Annotated in this window: 19 protein-coding genes; 13 read left to right on the forward strand and 6 right to left on the reverse strand. The window is 60.5% G+C overall.

What is annotated here, in order from left to right; translation table 11 throughout:
- Positions 1 to 126 precede the first annotated feature (126 nt).
- A complete protein-coding gene (gene rnk / locus FXO12_RS19265; RefSeq protein WP_034129049.1) occupies positions 127 to 540 on the forward strand; it encodes a nucleoside diphosphate kinase regulator in 414 nt (137 codons plus the stop codon).
- On the opposite strand, the gene FXO12_RS19270 is transcribed toward rnk, so the two are convergent.
- From FXO12_RS19270 to FXO12_RS19280, 3 genes are all read right to left on the reverse strand, one after another.
- The gene (locus FXO12_RS19270; protein ID WP_057975307.1) at positions 537 to 3,377 is read right to left on the reverse strand and encodes a class I adenylate cyclase; all 2,841 of its coding nucleotides are present in this window, start codon (positions 3,375 to 3,377) and stop codon (positions 537 to 539) included. The genes rnk and FXO12_RS19270 overlap by 4 nt on opposite strands.
- A 169-nt stretch (positions 3,378 to 3,546) precedes the next feature.
- Complete coding sequence (locus tag FXO12_RS19275) at positions 3,547 to 3,801, reverse strand: TIGR02647 family protein (RefSeq protein ID WP_003195403.1); 255 nt, start codon at positions 3,799 to 3,801, stop codon at positions 3,547 to 3,549.
- A gap of 95 nt (positions 3,802 to 3,896) precedes the next feature.
- Positions 3,897 to 4,181, reverse strand: coding sequence for a hypothetical protein (locus tag FXO12_RS19280; RefSeq protein ID WP_014720450.1), 285 nt, complete (start codon positions 4,179 to 4,181; stop codon positions 3,897 to 3,899).
- Between the two features lie 125 nt (positions 4,182 to 4,306).
- Between FXO12_RS19280 and FXO12_RS19285 the strand changes: the two genes are divergently transcribed.
- Positions 4,307 to 4,966 (forward strand): glutathione S-transferase family protein, encoded by a 660-nt coding sequence (locus tag FXO12_RS19285; RefSeq protein WP_034129047.1) that lies wholly within the window; start codon positions 4,307 to 4,309, stop codon positions 4,964 to 4,966.
- Between the two features lie 106 nt (positions 4,967 to 5,072).
- Here FXO12_RS19285 and argH read toward each other — a convergent pair whose 3' ends face one another.
- Positions 5,073 to 6,467, reverse strand: a complete 1,395-nt coding sequence (argH, locus tag FXO12_RS19290) for an argininosuccinate lyase (protein WP_057975308.1) — start codon at positions 6,465 to 6,467, stop codon at positions 5,073 to 5,075.
- Positions 6,468 to 6,968: 501 nt separating this feature from the next.
- Here argH and FXO12_RS19295 point away from each other — a divergent pair.
- From FXO12_RS19295 to FXO12_RS19325, 7 genes are all read left to right on the forward strand, one after another.
- Positions 6,969 to 7,715: a LytTR family DNA-binding domain-containing protein gene (locus FXO12_RS19295; RefSeq protein ID WP_034129045.1), complete on the forward strand. Its 747-nt coding sequence runs from the start codon at positions 6,969 to 6,971 to the stop codon at positions 7,713 to 7,715.
- A gap of 138 nt (positions 7,716 to 7,853) precedes the next feature.
- Positions 7,854 to 8,795: a hydroxymethylbilane synthase gene (gene hemC / locus FXO12_RS19300; protein WP_034129044.1), complete on the forward strand. Its 942-nt coding sequence runs from the start codon at positions 7,854 to 7,856 to the stop codon at positions 8,793 to 8,795.
- Positions 8,792 to 9,550: a uroporphyrinogen-III synthase gene (locus FXO12_RS19305; protein ID WP_054896010.1), complete on the forward strand. Its 759-nt coding sequence runs from the start codon at positions 8,792 to 8,794 to the stop codon at positions 9,548 to 9,550. Before hemC ends, FXO12_RS19305 begins: the two co-directional genes overlap by 4 nt.
- Positions 9,551 to 9,568: 18 nt before the next feature.
- Entirely contained in the window at positions 9,569 to 10,684 is a 1,116-nt protein-coding gene (locus FXO12_RS19310) for a uroporphyrinogen-III C-methyltransferase (RefSeq protein WP_034129042.1), read from the forward strand.
- Positions 10,685 to 10,689: 5 nt separating this feature from the next.
- On the forward strand, positions 10,690 to 11,931 hold the full coding sequence (locus FXO12_RS19315; RefSeq protein ID WP_160049723.1) for a heme biosynthesis protein HemY: 1,242 nt from the start codon (positions 10,690 to 10,692) through the stop codon (positions 11,929 to 11,931).
- A 236-nt stretch (positions 11,932 to 12,167) separates the two neighbouring features.
- Positions 12,168 to 12,689, forward strand: coding sequence for a disulfide bond formation protein B (locus FXO12_RS19320; protein WP_057975309.1), 522 nt, complete (start codon positions 12,168 to 12,170; stop codon positions 12,687 to 12,689).
- A 209-nt stretch (positions 12,690 to 12,898) separates the two neighbouring features.
- Positions 12,899 to 13,357 carry an Rsd/AlgQ family anti-sigma factor gene (locus FXO12_RS19325; RefSeq protein WP_057975310.1) on the forward strand — a complete coding sequence of 153 codons (459 nt, stop codon included), beginning with the start codon at positions 12,899 to 12,901 and terminating at the stop codon, positions 13,355 to 13,357.
- 53 nt (positions 13,358 to 13,410) lie between these two features.
- On the opposite strand, the gene FXO12_RS19330 is transcribed toward FXO12_RS19325, so the two are convergent.
- Complete coding sequence (locus FXO12_RS19330) at positions 13,411 to 14,088, reverse strand: FKBP-type peptidyl-prolyl cis-trans isomerase (protein ID WP_057975311.1); 678 nt, start codon at positions 14,086 to 14,088, stop codon at positions 13,411 to 13,413.
- Between the two features lie 192 nt (positions 14,089 to 14,280).
- Here FXO12_RS19330 and FXO12_RS19335 point away from each other — a divergent pair, with 192 nt between their 5' ends.
- On the forward strand, positions 14,281 to 15,480 hold the full coding sequence (locus tag FXO12_RS19335; RefSeq protein WP_160049724.1) for an AlgP family protein: 1,200 nt from the start codon (positions 14,281 to 14,283) through the stop codon (positions 15,478 to 15,480).
- Here the strand turns inward: FXO12_RS19335 and FXO12_RS19340 are convergent.
- On the reverse strand, positions 15,477 to 15,941 hold the full coding sequence (locus tag FXO12_RS19340) for a TIGR02444 family protein (protein ID WP_034129036.1): 465 nt from the start codon (positions 15,939 to 15,941) through the stop codon (positions 15,477 to 15,479). The two genes, FXO12_RS19335 and FXO12_RS19340, sit on opposite strands and share 4 nt — an antisense overlap.
- A 50-nt stretch (positions 15,942 to 15,991) precedes the next feature.
- On the opposite strand from FXO12_RS19340, the gene abc-f reads away from it, so the two are divergent.
- The 3 genes from abc-f (at position 15,992) to FXO12_RS19355 (ending at position 19,270) form a co-directional block, all read left to right on the forward strand.
- The gene (gene abc-f / locus FXO12_RS19345) at positions 15,992 to 17,902 is read left to right on the forward strand and encodes a ribosomal protection-like ABC-F family protein (RefSeq protein ID WP_014720438.1); all 1,911 of its coding nucleotides are present in this window, start codon (positions 15,992 to 15,994) and stop codon (positions 17,900 to 17,902) included.
- Positions 17,902 to 18,468, forward strand: a complete 567-nt coding sequence (locus tag FXO12_RS19350) for a mechanosensitive ion channel family protein (RefSeq protein ID WP_003195372.1) — start codon at positions 17,902 to 17,904, stop codon at positions 18,466 to 18,468. Before abc-f ends, FXO12_RS19350 begins: the two co-directional genes overlap by 1 nt.
- 169 nt (positions 18,469 to 18,637) lie before the next feature.
- The gene (locus FXO12_RS19355) at positions 18,638 to 19,270 is read left to right on the forward strand and encodes a LysE family transporter (RefSeq protein ID WP_005792425.1); all 633 of its coding nucleotides are present in this window, start codon (positions 18,638 to 18,640) and stop codon (positions 19,268 to 19,270) included.
- Positions 19,271 to 19,445: the final 175 nt, after the last annotated feature.

Raw genomic sequence — 19,445 nt, forward strand, 5'->3', positions numbered from 1 at the left:
TCTTGTTTATTTGTGTCGCTGTGGTAGTGTCCGGATACACCTCCATTCATCGAGGTCCGTGAGAACCCCGCCTTTTCCTGGCGGGGTTTTGCTTTTTTGTGCAGAAAAAAGGAGTCTGCCTGAATCATGACCACCGCACCGTCCATCATTCTTACCCGTCTTGACGTGCAGCGTCTGGAGCAACTGATCGACCGCTTGGGCGACGAGTTTCCCGGCGTCGAAGCGTTGCAAGCCGAACTCGACCGCGCCGAAGACGTGGTTGGTCACGATGAAGTGCCTGCGGGTGTCGTGACCATGAATTCCAGCGTGCATTGCCGTGAACAAAGCAGCGGAAAGGACTATCACCTGACGCTGGTCTACCCCAAGCACGCGAACGCCGACGAAGGCAAGATTTCGATCATGGCGCCCGTGGGCAGCGCATTGCTTGGCCTGCAAGTGGGCCAGCACATCGACTGGCCGGCGCCTGGCGGCAAGACCCTCAAGCTGGAATTGCTCAGCGTCGAAGGCCAGCCCAAAGATGGCGGCGCCTTCCCGCTCTAAACCTGATCCAAGGCCGCATTGAGTGACTGTTCCAGTTCGGCTTTATAGCGCAGGTACAGATTGCTTGGGCTTTGCACATCACCGAGCAGCCCCGACAGATCCAGATCAGTGATATAGCCGCGGTAACGCTCGGTTTCCCGACGTTGCCCGACGATCTCCCGGGCGACCACTGCAAACAGCTGGTCGCCAAATTCCAGTTCGGAAAACTCCCGCTGATTACAGTACAGGGTGATCCCTACCTGGCCTGGCGCGCCTTTACCGATGATGGCCTGCACGTCATAAAACGCCTTGTTGGCCGGGTCTTGCGGGGCCGGTCGTGGCTCCACGCCCCGCGCCCGGCCGTTGCCCGATGGCAACAGTTGGTAGTACAGGATCTGTACTTCGCCCGCAGGTTGCTGGGTGTCCAGGGACAATAGCGCTTCCCGACGGTACAGGATCGATTGCAAAAAGCGTTGCAGTGGGGCCAAGAGGCTTTGCTCATCATGAAACGGCAAGCGCTGTTGCCAGAGCGCGTTGAATTCGTCGAGCACATAGACGTCGGCGAAGCCTTCATTGACCCGGTAGAACACCTGCACACACTCGGCTTGGCCCATGGGCAGCAGCAGCGCCAGGTCGTGGTCTTCCAAGGCCATGGCGTCCAGGTGCCACGGGCTGTAGCTGGCCAGCTCCTCGCTAAGGTAAGCGATCAGCGCGTCCTGAGTCGGCAGTGATACATGGGTGGCTTGGCCCGGTACCAGTTCCATGACGTGATAATGCTGCTGCACCTGGAGCAGGTAGCGATGATTGCCTTGGCCGAGCAGCAGATGCTGCGCGGTGTCGAATACCTCTTCCACCCGCTGGGCAATGAACTGTGCCCGGTTGTGACAAAAACAACGCACTCGCAGGCGTGGCAGATGGTTCGATGGCAATTGGTTGAGATAGTCGCGCAGGCAGTCGAGCAGGGCGTGCGGGCCGTCATAGCGGCTGACCATCACTTCGTTCCAGCTGTTGAGTGTGACTTGGTCCAGGGTCAGCACCAGGTTGTCGCGCACGCCGGCATAGCTCAGGGAGTCGGTGCGCTCCGTGGTCATCAGAATATTCAGGTCGCGATGATGCTTGAGCGGGTCAACCCCGACGTTGATCAGCAGCAGCACCTCTTCTGGCACTGCCGGGCGCAGCAAGCGGACCTCGTCGACACTGGCCAGGGGCAGGGTGATGGTCTGTTGCAGGCTGCCCAGCAGGTTGAACAGCTCGAACTCGGTCATGTCACTGGTGCCGGGGTGCAGCGCCAGGCGGGTGCTGCTGTCGATCACGCCGTTGCGATGGCACCAGGTGAGCATTTCCAGCAGGTCGCGGCTGCGTTTGATCGGTGCAAAGTGTTCCCATTCGAGAGCGGTAAGGTTGCCGTTATACAGGCCCCAATGGTGTTGGCCCGGCTCCTTGCGGTTGGGCGACTGCACCAGAGTCAAGGTATCTTCGGCCAGGTCAGGGGCGATGCCGGGGTTGATGAACTCGACCTTGCCGGCCTTGCGCTCGAACGCCGCGTACAAGCGGCGGCCCAGTACATTGAGTTCGCGCTTATTGACCGCGCTGGCGGTCTGTTCGCTGCGGGTGAACTGCGTGAGGAAGCGGTAGCTGTAGTTCAACTCATTGACCAGAGCGCGGCGCTCGGAGGCGACCTGGCGCACTTTCCATTGGCTGCGGCTGTCCAGCAGGGCCAGTTGGCGCGTGTCCCAGCTCCACTCATGCGCCAGGCGTTCCAGCAGTTGCCGTTGCCAACCGGCGGTGCGCTGGCCGGCGCTGAGCTTGCGGTTGACCTTCAGGTACAGGCTGCGCCGCACCAATTCCAGGCGCTCCAGCTCGTTGCGGGCCTTGAGGTACTCCTCGATACGGCGGTAGACCATGATGTACGGGTCCAACTCATCCAGGTCTACCTGATGGCTGAACACCGCCTGTTTGAAGCGCAGGCTCAGGCAGCGCACGTTCGGGTGTTCGCTGGCGTAGACCTCGGTCAGCAGCAGCTTGAGCACCGACTTGTAGGGCGACTCGATGCCCTTGAACAGTTGCCACAGCCCGGCCCCGATAAACTCCCCTGGAGGAATATGAGCCAGATGGCCGAGGTCGAGGGTTTCATCGGTGCGGATAAAACGCTTGGACACCAGGGTGTGAGTAAATTCGGCGTAGCGGCTTTCTTCGTAGACCGGCACCAGCCACCAGATGGGCGTGCGCCCGGCCAGCCAGATCGCGGTGCGATAGAACTCATCCAACAACAGGTAGTGCTGGGTGGTGCCGCAGTCGTCGGAACTCAGTTGCGTATCGCGATCACCCAACACAAAGCGCGTCGGGTCGATCAGGAAGAAATGCGCTTCGGCGCCCATGCCCAAGGCCCAGGTTTCCAGCAGTTGGCACTTTTTGCGCAGCTCGGCCAGCTCGGTTTCGCTCAAGTCGGGAGCGTGGCACACCCACACGTCCATATCGCTTTGATCGGCCTGGGCCAGGGTGCCAAGGCTGCCCATCAGGAACAAGCCGTGGATCGGCGTAGGCGGGTTGCCGTGGCGCGGTTTATAGGAGAACGAACGGGTCAGGCGCTGGGCATCGGCCAGGGCCTGAGCGTCCGGTTCGAAATTCGACAGCCCGGCCGGCGTGCTGCTAGAGACATAGCCCGGCAAGAGCGGGTGATTGACGTGGAAAAACAGCGGCAACAAGGCCAGCACGCTTTGCTGACGTGGCGTCAGCCCCTCGACGGCCCGGGCCATGCGGCCTTGATTGAGGGTCATGAAACGCGCGCGCAGTTGGGTCAGCACCTTGCGGTCGATGCCTTCGTCCAGATCGGGGCGGATTTCATGGGTGCGGGTCATGTCGAACTCGTTGGCTCGCAGGGCCCGACGCGGGCGGCCATGCAGGAGTTTACAGACAGTAGCGTAGGAGTTTTAGAGGGAAATGGCTTTTTGGCGTCAGAATTCTGTATGCCGCGCAGCAGTGCCCGCGGAATCCGCAGGCGGCGGACTCCATGGGCAGTATCAGGTATCAGGCGGCTTCTTTGGTGCTGGCAGTGGTGAGGATGGTCAGCAGGGTTTGGGCTTGCTCGGCAGCGTCCCGGCCAAGACTCGTCAGGTAGCCCCCGTCCGGTTGGTCGATCAGCCCTTTGGCATGGAGGCGCTTGGCAGCGGCGATGGCAGTGGGGGCGGCAGTCTGATGGACTTTCAAGCCTTCCTTGGTGCTGTCCAAGGGGAAGAGTACAAGGATTTCCAGTTCGGCAACCAACTCAGGGGTATACGACATAAGGACTCCAGACTTTCTAAAATTTATTAGAGGCTAGCAGGCCATAAGGTGAACGCACTTTGCCGAACTGTCCAGCGTGTTGCTGCGTGCCGGGGTTATTCCTTTTCCGGCGGCAGCTCGGGCAGTGCCCGCAGTGCCGTTTCATACCACTCGGTATTGAAGGCGCGGTCATCTTCGAGCATGGCATCGATCTCGAACGCCAGCACGTGAGCCATCAGATTCAGGATATCTTCGCGCTCGTAACCCACCAGGGTCAGTTTGTTGAACGTAGCCTTGGCCGCTGGCGGGTTATCGCTCTCGATCTGGTTCTCGATGGCTTCGATCAGCGTGGTCTCGGTGAATTCTTCTTCGTCGTTGTCGATATCGGTCGGCTCGCTCATGGCAGGCTCCTCAAGGAAAGGGCGTCAGTCTACCCCCATTCAGGTGGGTGATGCTGCTGGTCAGGGTGCCCTCAAGGATCTATAACTCTTGCAGCCAACCCCACACCCGGCCTGGAGGCTTTGCGATGCTCAAGCTTTACGGATTTTCGGTCAGCAACTACTACAACATGGTCAAGCTGGCGCTGTTGGAGAAAGGACTGCCCTTCGAAGAAGTGCCTTTTTACGCCGGGCAAACCCCCGAAGCTTTGGCGGTCAGCCCCCGCGGCAAAGTGCCCGTGCTGGGTGTGAAGCAGGGGTTCATCAACGAAACCAGCGTCATCCTCGAATACCTCGAGCAGAGCCAGGAAGGCCCGGCGCTGTTGCCCGCCGACCCGTTTGCGCGGGCTCAGGTGTTGGCGTTGTGCCGTGAGATCGAGCTGTACATCGAACTGCCTGCGCGGGCGTGTTACGCCGAGGCTTTTTTCGGCATGACGGTGCCGGAGGCGATCAAGGAAAAATCCAGGGCCGAGCTGCTGCTTGGGATGGGTACGTTAGGCCGGCACGGTAAGTTTGCGCCTTATGTGGCAGGTGAGAGCTTCACCCTCGCGGACCTGTATTTCATGTACAGCCTCAGCCTGGCCTGCGGTGTGGGCGAAAAGCTGTTTGGGCTGGACCTGCTGGAGCAGTTGCCGAAGGCGAAGGCATTGTTGGCGCGCCTGAATGAGATGCCCAATGCGCAGAAGGTAGAGGCGGACAGGCAGGCGGCGATGCCGGCGTTCATGGCGATGATTGCGGCCAAGAAATAGAGTCGCTTTTGTGGCGAGGGAGCTTGCTCCCGCTGGAGTGCGAAGCGCTCCCAAGATTTTGGGGCCGCTGCGCAGCCCAGCGGGAGCAAGCTCCCTCGCCACAGTTTTAGCGGCTGGCGAGCAATTCTTTGCCGCGCACGACCGCCGCCTTGACCTGTGCCGGCGCAGTGCCGCCCACATGGTTACGGGCATTCACCGAGCCTTCCAGGGTCAGCACGGCAAACACATCCTGCTCGATCTGGTCGCTGAACTGGCGCAGTTCTTCCAGGCTCATTTCCGCAAGGTCCTTGCCGGTGTCCACACCGTACTTCACGGCGTGGCCAACGATTTCGTGGCAGTCACGGAACGGCAGGCCACGGCGCACCAGGTAATCCGCCAGGTCGGTCGCGGTGGAGAACCCGCGCAGTGCCGCTTCACGCATGATCGCGTGCTTGGGCTTGATCGCCGGGATCATGTCGGCAAAGGCGCGCAGCGAGTCGCGCAGGGTGTCGGCGGCGTCGAAGAGCGGTTCCTTGTCTTCCTGGTTGTCCTTGTTGTAGGCCAGTGGTTGACCTTTCATCAGGGTCAGCAGGCCCATCAGCGCGCCAAACACACGGCCGCTCTTGCCACGCACCAGCTCTGGCACGTCGGGGTTTTTCTTTTGCGGCATGATCGAGCTGCCGGTGCAGAAGCGGTCTGGCAGGTCGATGAACTGGAATTGCGCGCTGGTCCATAGCACCAGCTCTTCGGAGAAACGCGACAGGTGCATCATCGCGATGCTGGCTGTGGCGCAGAATTCAATGGCGAAGTCACGGTCCGACACGCCGTCCAAAGAATTGCCGCCCACGGCGTCAAAGCCCAGCAGTTGTGCGGTGTACTCACGGTCGATCGGGTAGGTGGTGCCGGCCAGTGCAGCGCTGCCCAGCGGCATGCGGTTGGCGCGCTTGCGGCAATCGACCAGGCGTTCGTAGTCGCGGCTGAGCATTTCGAACCAGGCCAGCAGGTGGTGGCCGAAGGTCACGGGTTGTGCGGTCTGCAGGTGGGTGAAGCCGGGCATGATGGTGTCCGATTCACGCTCGGCCTGCTCCAGCAAGCCTTTTTGCAGGCGGGTGATTTCGCCCAGGATCAGGTCGATCTCATCGCGCAGCCATAGGCGGATATCGGTGGCGACCTGGTCGTTACGGCTACGGCCGGTGTGCAGTTTTTTGCCGGTCACGCCGATGCGATCAGTGAGGCGTGCCTCGATGTTCATGTGCACGTCTTCGAGGTCGACGCGCCAGTCGAACGTCCCTGCCTCGATCTCACCGCGGATGGTGGTCAGGCCGTCGATAATGCTGTCACGCTCGGCGTCGGTCAGCACGCCGACCTTGGCCAGCATCGTAGCGTGGGCGATGGAGCCCATGATGTCGTGGCGGTACAGGCGTTGATCGAAGGTGACGGAGGCGGTGAAGCGCGCGACGAAGGCGTCGACGGGTTCACTGAAGCGGCCGCCCCAGGACTGGTTGGTCTTGTCGGTGCTCATGGATTCGCTCGTGATCTGCTTAAAAGAGGCATGAAGGTGTGCAGGCGATCATAACAGGGTTGCCCGTGGAGGCGGTGCTGCGGGTGGTCGGCAATTTTATTTGTGTAAGAGATGGCTAAGTGCCTTGCCGCCGACCGCATCCGGGACGAGACTGGTGACAGGTACTTATTGAAACGATATTTGACGATTGAGCAATGTCGCCTCAGTGAGCGTCTACAGTTGGACTGATAGTGTGTGAATGCACCAAAGTCGGGTGATGCGGTCATAACCAGACTATCCATTAAACAGGGGGGTATTCGGATTGTTTATCAGTGAACCCTACGACGATGCCCGAATGCAGCGGGTCTTGGGCGCTATTGAACAGGTCCGGGTAAATTTGGGTGCCATTCTCAGGGCACTTTTTGCCGCTCGCGCTAGTCTTAGCGTGGATCGCTGTGACGTCAGTCACCGCACCTGTCTACGCTATCCTTGTGCGAGACTCACGCAGGAATCCAGCGCAATATGAATGTCCTGATCGTTGATGACGAACCCCAAGCCCGCGAGCGACTGAGCCGTCTGGTCAGTGAACTTGAGGGTTATTCAGTCCTTGAACCGAGTGCCACCAGTGGCGAGGAGGCGTTGACGCTGATCGACAGCCACAAGCCCGATGTAGTGCTGCTCGATATCCGGATGCCGGGCTTTGATGGCCTGCAGGTCGCCGCCCGCCTGAGCGAACGCGAATCGCCGCCTGCCGTGGTGTTGTGTGCGGCGCAGGATGAGTTTTCTGCACAGGCGCTGGAAGACAGCGGTGTCAGTTTTCTCGTCAAGCCGGCCACTGCTGAAGCCTTGCTCAAAGCTTTGAAAAAAGCCGAGCGTCCCAGCCGCGCCCAACTGGCTGCCTTGACGCAACCGGCTGCGCAAAGTGGTAACGGGCCACGCAGCCATATCAGCGCGCGTACCCGCAAGGGCATCGAACTGATCCCACTCGGCCAGGTGGTCTACTTTATTGCCGATCACAAATACGTGACCTTGCGCCACGAGACCGGTGAAGTGTTGCTCGATGAGCCGCTCAAGGCGCTTGAAGACGAGTTTGGCGAGCGTTTCGTGCGCATTCATCGCAACGCGCTGGTCGCCCGTGAACGTATCGAGCGCCTGCAGCGCACGCCCCTGGGGCACTTTCAGTTATTCCTGAAGGGGCTCAATGGTGATGCGTTGATCGTCAGCCGACGCCATGTCGCTGGCGTGCGCAAAATGATGCAGCAGCTTTAGCCCAAGGGCTGCGGCGCGGTCTGCATTCCTTATCCCGGTGCGACGTGGCCAGGGAGGCCCCGCACTTGCTGATTCAAATCAAAGCGTATTTGCCTGAGCTGTTATTATCCGCCGTATCTATTCAGTACGGATTGATCCATGTCCTCTCGCGAAATCCGCATCGCCACCCGTAAAAGCGCCCTGGCCTTGTGGCAGGCCGAATACGTCAAAGCACGCCTTGAGCAGGCCCATCCCGGCCTCAAGGTCTCCCTGGTGCCCATGGTCAGTCGCGGCGACAAGCTGCTGGACTCGCCACTGTCGAAAATCGGCGGCAAGGGCCTGTTCGTCAAGGAATTGGAAACTGCGCTGCTGGACAACGAAGCCGACATCGCCGTGCATTCGATGAAAGACGTGCCCATGGACTTCCCTGAAGGCCTGGGCCTTTTTTGTATCTGCGAGCGCGAAGACCCGCGCGACGCCTTCGTTTCCAACACCTTCGCGTCTCTGGACGAATTGCCGCCAGGCAGTATCGTCGGCACCTCCAGCCTGCGTCGCCAGGCCCAGTTGCTGACGCGGCGTCCCGACCTGCAGATCCGCTTTTTGCGTGGCAACGTCAACACGCGCCTGGCCAAGCTGGACGCCGGGGAATACGACGCGATCATCCTCGCCGCTGCCGGCCTGATCCGCCTGGGCTTTGAAGACCGCATCACCTCGGCCATCAGCGTCGAAGACAGCCTGCCAGCTGGCGGGCAGGGTGCAGTCGGCATCGAATGTCGCACCGCCGACAGCGAAATTCACGCACTGCTCAAGCCTCTCGATCACGCGGACACCGAAGTGCGTGTTACCGCCGAGCGTGCCTTGAACAAACACCTCAACGGTGGCTGCCAAGTGCCCATCGCCTGCTATGCCGTACTCGAAGGTGAGAACCTGTGGCTGCGTGGCCTGGTCGGTGATCCGGACGGCGGTAACCTGCTGACCGCCGAGGTGCGTGGGCCGCAGCGTGATGCCACGGCACTGGGGATTCAGGTTGCCGAGGAACTGCTGGAAAAAGGCGCGGGTGCCATTTTGCAAAAAGTCTATGGCGAGGCGGGCCCGCAGTGACCAAATGGCGAGTGCTGCTGACGCGGCCTGCCGAGGAGTCGACGGCCGTGGCGGCGTTATTGGCCAAGAGCGGCATTCACAGCAGCTGCCTGCCTTTGCTGGAGACAGAAGCCTTGCCGGTGACTGCTGAGCAACGCGCGGTATTCGGCGCGCTGCCGCGCTATTGCGCCGTCATCGTGGTGAGCAAGCCGGCTGCACGCCTGGCGTTGCAGCGGTTGGGGGACAGTGTCCCGCCAATGCCCTGGTTCAGTGTCGGCGCGGCGACGGCACAGATACTGGCCGATCATGGCCTCAAGGTTCACTATCCCGCCACTGGCGACGATAGCGAGGCCTTGCTTGAACTGCCCGCCTTGCGCGAGGCTATTGCACTGCCGGGCGGCCGGGTGTTGATCCTGCGCGGCGAGGGCGGGCGTGAGTTGCTGGCAGAGCGTTTACGCGAGCAAGGTGCTAGTGTCGATTACCTGGAATTGTATCGGCGTTTTCTTCCGGTGTATGAAAAGGGCGCGTTGATGCAACGCATCCAGTTGGAACGCTTGAACGGCCTGGTGGTCAGCAGTGGGCAGGGTTTTTTACACCTGCACGCGTCAGCCGGCCCCGATTGGCCAGAGGTGGCACAGCTGCCGTTGTTCGTGCCCAGCCCGCGTGTATATGAAATGGCGCGTGCTGCGGGTGCAGAAAAAGTTGTGGATTGTCGCGGCGCGAGTGCCGCGGCTTTGTTAGTGGCGTTAGGGAGCTATCCCGTTCCCACTCTCTGATACGCAAAGGACGGATACGTGAGCGAAACAGCCTTGCCTAAAGATGAAGCTCAGCCCGCGCTTGATGCGCCGGTCGAGACACCGGTCAGCGCGCCACGCCGTGGCAATGGCCTGGCCGTCGTCGCCTTGCTGTTGGGCGCTGCGGGCGTAGCCGCCGGCGGCTGGGGGATCTGGCAGGTCCGTGCCCTGCAAGCCAGCAGCCAGCACCAACTGGGCCAGGTGCAGACCCTGGATGACCAGTCCCAGAGCCTCAAGCAAGGCCAGCAACAGCTGGCCGCCCGCCTGGCGCAGTTGCCGGGTGCGGATGAGCTGGAAGAGCGTCGCCGCCTGGTCACGCAGTTGCAGGGAGATCAGCAGCGCCTCAACCAGCGTCTGGAAACCGTGTTGGGTGCCAGCCGCAAGGACTGGCGCCTGGCCGAGGCCGAGCATCTGATCCGTCTGGCCAGCTTGCGTTTGTCCGCCTTGCAAGACATTAACAGCGCCCAGTCGCTGGTCCAGGGTGCCGACGAGATTCTTCGCGAACAGAGCGACCCAGGGGCTTTCGCTGCACGGGAGCAATTGGCCAAGAGCCTGGCCGCGCTGCGCAGCACCGAGCAACCGGACCGTACCGGCCTGTACCTGCAATTGGCTGCCTTGCGTGACCAGGTGGTGCAACTGGCGGCGATTGCCCCGGAGTATCAGCTCACGGAGCCTGCTTCCCAGGGGCGCCCCACCAGCGATACGCAGAACCAGTTGAGCCAGTGGTGGGAGCAGATCTCCCGTTATTTCCGCATTGACTTCAACCCGGATGACAACATCCGTCCCTTGCTGGCAGGCCAAGGCCTGAACCAAGTGCGCCTGGCCTTGAGCCTGGCACTGGAGCAAGCCCAATGGGCTGCGCTTAACGGCGAGGCGGCCGTCTACAGCCGCTCGTTGGGGGAAGCGCGCAGCGTGTTGCAGGACAACTTCAACCAGGACAACCCGCAGAGCAAGGCGATGCTGGCGCGCATTGCCGAGCTTGAGCCCAAGGCCGTGTCCGTGGTCACGCCTGACCTGGCCGCGAGCCTGGCCGCTGTGCAGGCGTACCTTGAGCGTCGTCATCTGTCGGCCGACGAAGCCAAGGCCGCGGCTGGCAAACCGGCGACCCAGGAGTAGAGCTGATGAAGCGTTTCTATGTGATCCTGGTGCTCGCAATTGCGCTCGCCCTGGCCCTGGGTGTAGGCATTTCGAAGCACACCGGCTACGTGTTGATTACCTATCCTCACCTGCTGCATTACGAATCAAGCCTGTGGGCGACATTGGTGGCGGTGTTTGCCATCGGCCTGGCGATTTATCTGGTCCGCGTGTTGTGGAGCCTGGTCACCACATCCGGTGGCGTAGTCAACCCCTGGTCACGGCGCAATCGCAGCCGCCGTGTTCAGATCGCTATCGAGCAAGGCCAGATGGACCTCGCCGAGGGACGTTGGGCCAGTGCGGAGCGCCACTTGCACCGCGCCGCCGAAGCAGAGCGTCAGCCGCTGCTGTATTACATCGGTGCCGCCCGTGCGGCTAATGAACAGGGCCGTTATGAGGAATCCGACGGCTTGCTGGAGCGCGCTCTGGAGCGCCAGCCCCAGGCCGAACTGGCCATTGCCTTGAGCCACGCGCAATTGCAGATGGATCGAGGTGATACGGAAGGCGCGCTGGTCACTCTTCAGGCGATGCATGAGCGTCACCCGCATAACGCGCAAGTGCTGCGACAACTGCAACGCCTGCATCAACAGCGTGGCGATTGGTCGTCTGTGATTCGCCTGCTGCCTGAGCTGCGCAAGGACAAAGTCTTGCCCGCCAATGAACTGGCCGAGCTGGAGCGTCGCGCCTGGGGCGAGAACCTGAGCCTGGCGGCCCAGCGTGAAGAGCAAGGCGAAGCAGGGTTGCAGTCCTTGGAACGCGCATGGGAGCAACTGACCACTGCCCAGCGCCAACAGCCACAACTGGTGTTGGCGTATGCCGACGAACTGCGTCGATTGGGCGCGGATGCCAAGGCCGAAGAAGTGCTGCGTGGTGCTCTCAAGCGCGGTTATGACAGCCACTTGATCCGGTTGTACGGCCTGTTGCGCGGCAGTGATCCTGCGCGCCAATTGAAGTTTGCCGAAGGCTGGCTCAAGGACCACCCAGGCGATGCCAGCCTGTTGCTGACGCTGGGCCGTCTGTGCCTGCAAAACAGTCTGTGGGGCAAGGCGCGGGATTATCTGGAAAGCAGCCTGCAAGTGCAGCGCAATCCCGAAGCCTGCGCCGAATTGGCTCGCCTGCTGGCCCAATTGGGCGACACCGAGCGCAGCAACCAGCTGTTTCAGGAAGGCTTGGGATTGCTCGACAATCGCCTGCTGTCTTCGCCGCTGCCGGTGCCTGCGCGAGCTTGAAGTAGGAAAGGGTGAGTGGATTGGCTCGGACCGATCCGACACCCGCTCCTTCAAAGCTTGAAAACACTCGGTTTAACTGGCCTTGTTACTAATTCCTACTTGTTGTAACTGAATTTCCTCGGGCCCGTGGCGGGTTGTCCTTATGTTTTCGAGGAAATGTCTGCTCTAGGGCGTATTGAAAGGGGTCGGGCCTTTCCTCTACCGTAGCGACCTATCTCTTGCAGTGCGGATAAACAATGTCTTTGGCCCCTTTACGCTCTTTGTTTTTCCTGGCGTTCATGGCGGGTGCGCTGACGTTGGGCGCGTCTTTCTACCTTCAATACGGCGCGCTGCTACGACCTTGTTTTCTATGTCAGGTACAGCGCCTGTTCCTCGCGTCTTTTGCTTTGATCAACCTGATTGCCGCGCTTCATAGACCTGGGCGTTCCGGCCATTGCCTCTACGGGCTGGCGAGCACGGCCTGTGCGTTGTTGGGCGCCATCACCGCAGGCAGGCAAGTGCTGTTGCAGAACAGGCCGGCCAGTCAGGTCGGGGATTGCTGGCCCAGCGTGCAGCATATGCTTGAAAACCTATCTGTCTGGCAGGCAATGCGCTCGGTGTTCAATGGCACGGTCGATTGTGTCGAAATCAACTGGACGCTGTTTGACCTGAGCCTGCCTGAGTGGAGTCTGTTGTTCTTCGTGGCGATGCTGATCCTGGGGTTCATGCAGGTGTCACGGTTGTTGTTCGACAGGCATTTGCGCCTCGCAACGCCTTGAAAACGAGACTCAGGTTGTAGGAGCGGATTAAACACTTGTATGAACATTCTCTCCTGCGTACCTTGAAGCCATAGTCATGCGGGCATAATCTGGCCCGCACGCGTTATCCAAACCGCTTGTCAGACACGGCCTTGTCCGTCTGCTGCTTCATCCTTGAAGTGTTGCGCAGGTACAGAGCTGCGGCGCCCCAATAGGGAAGAGAGATCATCATGTTGGAAAGTTGTCAGAATGCTCAGGAACGCTGGGGTGGGGTGCACAAGCTGATCGACAGCTGGTTGAAGGCACGTCACGAACTGGTTCGGGCCTTTGATGCTCTCGGCGCCAAGCCCGAAGCGTTGGCTGAGAATCGCAAGCCGTTGCAGGAGTTCTGTGAGGTGTTGGTGGACTACGTGTCTGCCGGCCATTTCGGCGTCTACGAGCAACTGACCAAGGAGGCCGAAGCCTTCGATGATCAGCGTGGCCTGGAGTTGGCTGAGACGCTTTATCCGCGCATTGATGTGATCACTGAAAAGCTGCTGGCGTTCACCGACCTGTGTGATGCCGGGAAATGTGTCGCGGAAAAATTCAAAGAGTTGGGGGCGCTGTTGCATGAGCGTTTCGAGCTGGAAGATTGCTTGATCGAAGTGCTGCACAACGCTCATAAGGAAGAACCCGCCACCCAGGCTTGAAGCTGGTGGCGAGGTAAGAAAACGGTGCGCATGTCGCACCGTTTTTTTATGGGTCAGTGGCGAGTGCCGAGTAGTTCGATCTCGAACACCAGCGGCGTATAGGGGGGGATCAACTCACCTGCGCCGTCTGCGCCATAGGCCTGGGCTGAAGGAATCACCAGACGCCATTTCGCACCCACCGGCATCTGTTGTAATGCACTGCTCCAACCGCTGATCACGCTGTTGAGGCGAAACCATTGCGGTTGCGTACTTTTGTCGAAGACAGTTCCATCAGGCAGTCGGCCCACGTATTTAACCTGCACTTCATCGCTGGCCAACGGCTTGTTGCCAGTGCCGGGTGCCAGCTCGGTGAGCAGGATCCCATCGGCCAACTGACGAACGCCGGCTGCGGCTATTTCCCTTGAGAGAAATTGCTGCTCGGCAGCGAGTGCTTTTTCGCTTTGAGGTCGTTGGGCGTCGGCGGCGCTCTGCGCTTCGTGCTGTGCGAGGATCTGTTCGATGCGCGCGTTATCCAGCGCCAGTGGCTTGCCTTGGTAGGCTTGCTTGAGTCCGTCGAGCAGGGCCTGTATCTGCAGGTCGGGGACTTCCTGGCGCAACCGTTCGCCAAGGCTTGCGCCCAGGCTATAGGCAAGATCGTGCGGGGTTGCGGCGGTGGTGTTTGAAGAGGGTTGCTCGCTTGCATCGGCCACGCAGATCGCCAAGCCGAACACTAGAAAAAGGTAACGCGACATGGGCATTCTCCCGGCGAAAGTGCGACGGATTATGCCAGTGCGGCTGCGTAAAAAGTGACGTGGTTTTCCGTTATATCGATAAGAATTTTCGCACGCTGCAACGCAACGCAAACGATACTGTCAACATGCCCTAGCGGCGGTAAGAGCAGAGGGCTAGTATGAGCCGCACCCACGTCAGCCAGGAGGTAAACCATGTCGGCCAAACAGAAGCCTGTAAATACCCCGTTGCACTTGCTCCAACAACTTTCGGGCAGCCTGCTCGAACATCTGGAAAGCGCGTGCTCCCAAGCCTTGGCTGATGCAGAAAAACTGCTCGCCAAACTGGAAAAGCAACGAGGTAAAGCGCAAGAAAAACTGCACAAGTCCCGCACCAAACTGCAAGACGCCGCCACTGCCGGCAAGTCCAAGGCGCAAGCCAAAGCCAAAGGCGCGGTCAAAGAACTTGAAGAGCTGCTGGATGCTCTCAAGGATCGCCAAGCCGAAACCCGCAGCTACATTTCCCAACTCAAAAAAGACGCTCAAGAAAGCCTGAAATTGGCCCAAGGCGTTGGCCGTGTGAAGGAAGCCGTAGCTAAGGCACTGGGTGCTCGTACGCCTGCAAAAGTAGCCGCGAAGCCAGCCGCTAAAACTGCTGCCAAACCAGCCGCGAAGCCAGCCGCTAAAACCGCTGCTTCCAAACCAGTCGCCAAGCCAGCTGCTAAAACTGCTGCTGCCAAACCAGCCGCTAAGCCAGCTGCTAAAACTGCTGCTGCCAAACCAGCCGCGAAGCCAGCCGCTAAAACTGCTGCTGCCAAACCAGCCGCTAAGCCAGCTGCTAAAACTGCTGCTGCCAAACCAGCCGCCAAGCCAGCTGCTAAAACTGCTGCTGCCAAACCAGCCGCTAAGCCAGCTGCTAAAACTGCTGCTGCCAAACCAGCCGCGAAGCCAGCCGCTAAAACTGCTGCTGCCAAACCAGCTGCTAAGCCAGCTGCTAAGCCAGCTGCTAAGCCAGCTGCTAAAACTGCTGCTGCCAAACCAGCCGCTAAGCCAGCTGCTAAAACTACTGCTGCCAAACCAGCCGCTAAGCCAGCCGCTAAAACTGCTGCTGCCAAGCCAGCCGCGAAGCCAGCTGCTAAACCTGCTGCTGCCAAACCAGCTGCCAAGCCAGTCGCTAAAACGGCAGTTGCCAAACCGGCCGCTAAACCCGCTGCTGCCAAACCAGCCGCTAAGCCAACTGCTAAACCTGCTGCCGCCAAACCGGCCGCGAAGCCCGCTGCCAAGCCCGCGCCCGCAAAGCCAGCTACTCCAGCAGCACCCACTGCTACTCCGGCAGCAGCCACCGCTCCAACTGCATCGGCCAGCAGCACCCCTGCACCGGTAGCGCCAAGCACCACCCCAACCAGCGCTTCCTAAGTGTTGGTGGCCATGGCGCGCAATTGCAGCAGCGCGTCGTGGTCAAGGTTGGCGGCTTCGGTCGCCAGGCCTTCAAGCCATTCTTGCTGACCCGGCACCTCATTGATCGGCCACGCCTGCGCCAGCGCTTCCAAGCGCGCCAGCAGCGTTCTTTCGGCCTCCAGTTCCAGTGTCTTGACCTGCTCTCGTAGCAATGCCAATTGCGCATCCTGCTGGGCCAAGGCTCGCCATTGCCCGCGCATTTGTCGCAAGGGTTCGACAACCTGCACCCGCCACGGCTGGGCAATCTGCTGCAGTGCCTGAACGCGTTCGGGCTTATATGCCACACCTCGCCATTCCAGCCACGCACCACACAACAACAGGCACACGTCTGCCCCTTGCTCCTGCAAGCGCAGGCAAGCGGCCTCCACGCCCGGGCGGGCATAGGTCGAAAGGGCAAAGCTCCACAGGTCAGCGCACATATTCACACCCAAGCCAGCGGCCAACGAAGCTGGTAGACTCCGCCGCCATTATGATCCGACTTCAAAGCCTAACATTACAGCGTGGCCCGCAACGTCTTCTCGAAGACGCCGAGCTGACCCTGCACGCCGGTCACAAAGCCGGCCTGATCGGAGCCAATGGCGCCGGCAAATCCACGTTGTTCGCCTTGTTGCTGGGTGAGCTGACCCCGGATTCGGGGGACTGCCTGCTGCCGGCCGACTGGCGCATTGCCCATATGCGCCAGGAGATCGACACCCTGGACCGTATCGCCATCGACTACGTGCTCGATGGCGACCTGCGCCTGCGCCAGGTGCAGCACGACCTGGCTGAGGCCGAAAAAGCCCAGGACGGTGCCGCACAGGCGCGCCTGCACTCGGAGCTGGACAGCGCCGACGGCTATACCGCCGACGCCCGTGCTCGCAAGATGCTCGCCGGCCTTGGGTTTACCAACGAACAGATGGACCGTCCGGTCGCGGACTTCTCCGGTGGCTGGCGCATGCGCCTGAACCTGGCCCAAGCGCTGATGTGTCCCTCGGACCTGCTACTGCTCGACGAACCGACCAACCACTTGGATCTCGATGCGATCCTGTGGCTGGAAGACTTCCTCAAGAGTTACCAGGGCACCTTGCTGCTGATTTCCCACGACCGGGATTTCCTCGACGCCGTGGTCGATAACATCGCCCATGTCGAACAGAAGAAAATCACCCTTTACCGTGGCGGCTATACCGCGTTCGAACGCGCGCGTGCCGAACGCCTGGCCCAGCAGCAACAGGCCTTTGAAAAGCAACAGGCGCAACGTGCGCACATGGAAAGCTACATCGCAAGGTTCAAGGCCCAGGCTACCAAGGCCCGCCAGGCCCAGAGCCGGATCAAGGCCCTGGAACGCATGGAAGAGCTGTCGGCGGCCCACGTCGATTCGCCGTTCGACTTTGTCTTCCGTGAGTCGGTGAAGATCTCCAGCCCGCTGTTGGACCTCTCGGACGCTCGCCTTGGCTATGGCGACAAAACCATCCTTGAGAAGGTCAAGCTGCAGCTCACGCCGGGCGCACGCATCGGTTTGCTCGGCCCGAACGGTGCAGGCAAGTCGACACTGATCAAGAACCTCTCGGGTGAGCTTGAGCCGCTGGCCGGCCGCCTGACCCGTGGCGAGAACACGGTGGTGGGTTACTTCGCCCAGCACCAACTGGACTCCCTGGATGCCAAGGCCAGCCCGCTGTTGCACCTGCAACGCCTGGCGCCGACCGAGCGCGAGCAGACCCTGCGCGACTTCCTTGGCGGTTTCGACTTCCGTGGCGCGCGCATTGACGAACCTGTGCTGAATTTCTCCGGTGGCGAAAAAGCCCGACTGGCCCTGGCCCTGATCGCGTGGGATCGCCCGAACCTGTTGCTGCTCGACGAACCGACCAACCACCTGGACCTGGAAATGCGCCTGGCGCTGACCATGGCCCTGCAGGAGTTCAGCGGTGCGGTATTGGTGGTGTCTCACGACCGTCACCTGCTCAAGAGCACTACCGACAATTTCCTGCTGGTCGCCGACGGCAAGGTCGAAGAGTTCGACGGCGACCTGGACGACTACGCGCGCTGGCTGACGGAATACCGCCTGCGCAATGCGCCGGCCAGCAACACGCCGGTCAACCCGGACAAGACTGACAAGAAAGCCCAGCGCCAGGCCGCCGCCGCGCTGCGCCAGCAGTTGGCGCCGCACAAACGTGAGGCCGACAAGCTGGAAGCCGAACTGGGCAAGGTGCATGAGCGCCTGGCCAAGATCGAAGCCAGCCTGGGCGACAGCGCCGTGTATGAGGCGGCGCGCAAGGACGAGCTGCGTGACCTGCTGGCCGAACAGGCCAAGCTCAAGGTGCGCGAGGGGCAACTGGAGGAAACCTGGATGGAGGCCCTCGAATTGCTCGAAACCCTGCAAGCGGAGCTGGAGGCGCTGTCCTGATGGAAGCGTTGCAATTGCCAGTCCCGGTGCAATGGATCGAGCCCATCTGGATTGGCGTGCAAATCCTGCTGATCCTGCTGGCCGGCTACCTGGCCCAGCGCTTTGTCGCCAAAGGCCTGACACGCCTGGGTGAGCGCTACCCGTTTCCGCCGCAATTGTTGATGCCCCTGCGCGGTGGCTTGCGCTGGCTGATCATGGGCAGTGCACTGATCTTTGTATTGGGCCGCCTGGGTGTGTCGGCCACGGTGTTGTGGACGGCCTTGTCGGGCTTTGTCGCGGTGGCGGCCGTGGCGTTCTTCGCCATGTGGTCGGTGCTGTCCAACCTGCTGTGCGCGATACTGATCTTTACCGTCGGGCCGTTTCGCCTGGGTGATATCGTCGAGCTGGTGGACACCGTCGACAAGCCGGGCGTGAAGGGCCGGGTCGTGGCGATCAACTTGCTCTACACCACGCTGATCGAAGTCGAGGAAGCCGGGACCAACAGCGCGATGGTGCAGGTGCCCAATAGTCTGTTCTTCCAGCGTTCGGTACGACGTTGGCCCGGGTCTGGCACCAACATCCTGTAGGAGCGAGCTTGCTCGCGAAGACCGTCAACGATAACGCAGCGCTTGCAGTCAGCCCGCATCGCCTGTGCATTTTTCGCGAGCAAGCTCTCTCCTGCAGAAATCTGTAGCCAGCCTTTGGTCGCTGGAGTTAGCTTAAGGCACAACCGCTAACTCCCTTGCGAGGTGTGCAATGGCTCTCGATACATGGCTGGCCTTTTTCCTGGCCAGTTGGATCATCTCCCTTTCTCCTGGCGCCGGTGCCATCGCCTCGATGTCCAGCGGCCTACAGTACGGTTTTGTGCGTGGCTACTGGAACGCCATCGGCCTGCAACTTGGCCTGGCGATGCAGATTGCTGTGGTCGCCGGTGGTTTGGGGGCCATTCTGGCGGCCTCGTCTACTGCGTTCTATGCGATCAAATGGTTCGGCGTGGCCTACCTCGTGTACCTTGCCATCAAGCAATGGCGCGCTTTGCCCATGGACATGACCGATGACGCCGCCGTACGCCCGATCGGCAAACCGATGGCGATGATGTTCCGCGGCTTTCTGGTCAACGCCAGCAACCCCAAGGCGTTGGTGTTCATGCTGGCGGTGCTGCCGCAGTTCGTGAACCCGCAGGCGCCGTTGTTGATCCAGTACCTGATCCTTGGTGCGACCATGATCAGCGTCGATATGATCGTGATGGCGGGCTACACAGGGTTGGCCTCGAAAGTCTTGCGCCTGTTGCGTACGCCTAAACAACAGAAACGTGTGAACCGCACCTTTGCTGGCTTGTTTGTCGGCGCTGCCGGTTTCCTTGCCAGCCTGCATCGCGCCACGGCCTGACCAAGCGACTGGCTCAAAAATGTGGGAGCGGGCTTGCTCGCGAATACGGTATATCAGTCAAAGAAAATAGTGACTGAAGCACCGCATTCGCGAGCAAGCCCGCTCCCACATTGGCTTTAGCGTGATATGAAATAACACCTTGAGTCGAATCCATTAAAGCTCAACAATAGTGTTA

Source organism: Pseudomonas sp. J380, from assembly GCF_009827115.1.
Lineage (GTDB): Bacteria > Pseudomonadota > Gammaproteobacteria > Pseudomonadales > Pseudomonadaceae > Aquipseudomonas > Aquipseudomonas paracarnis.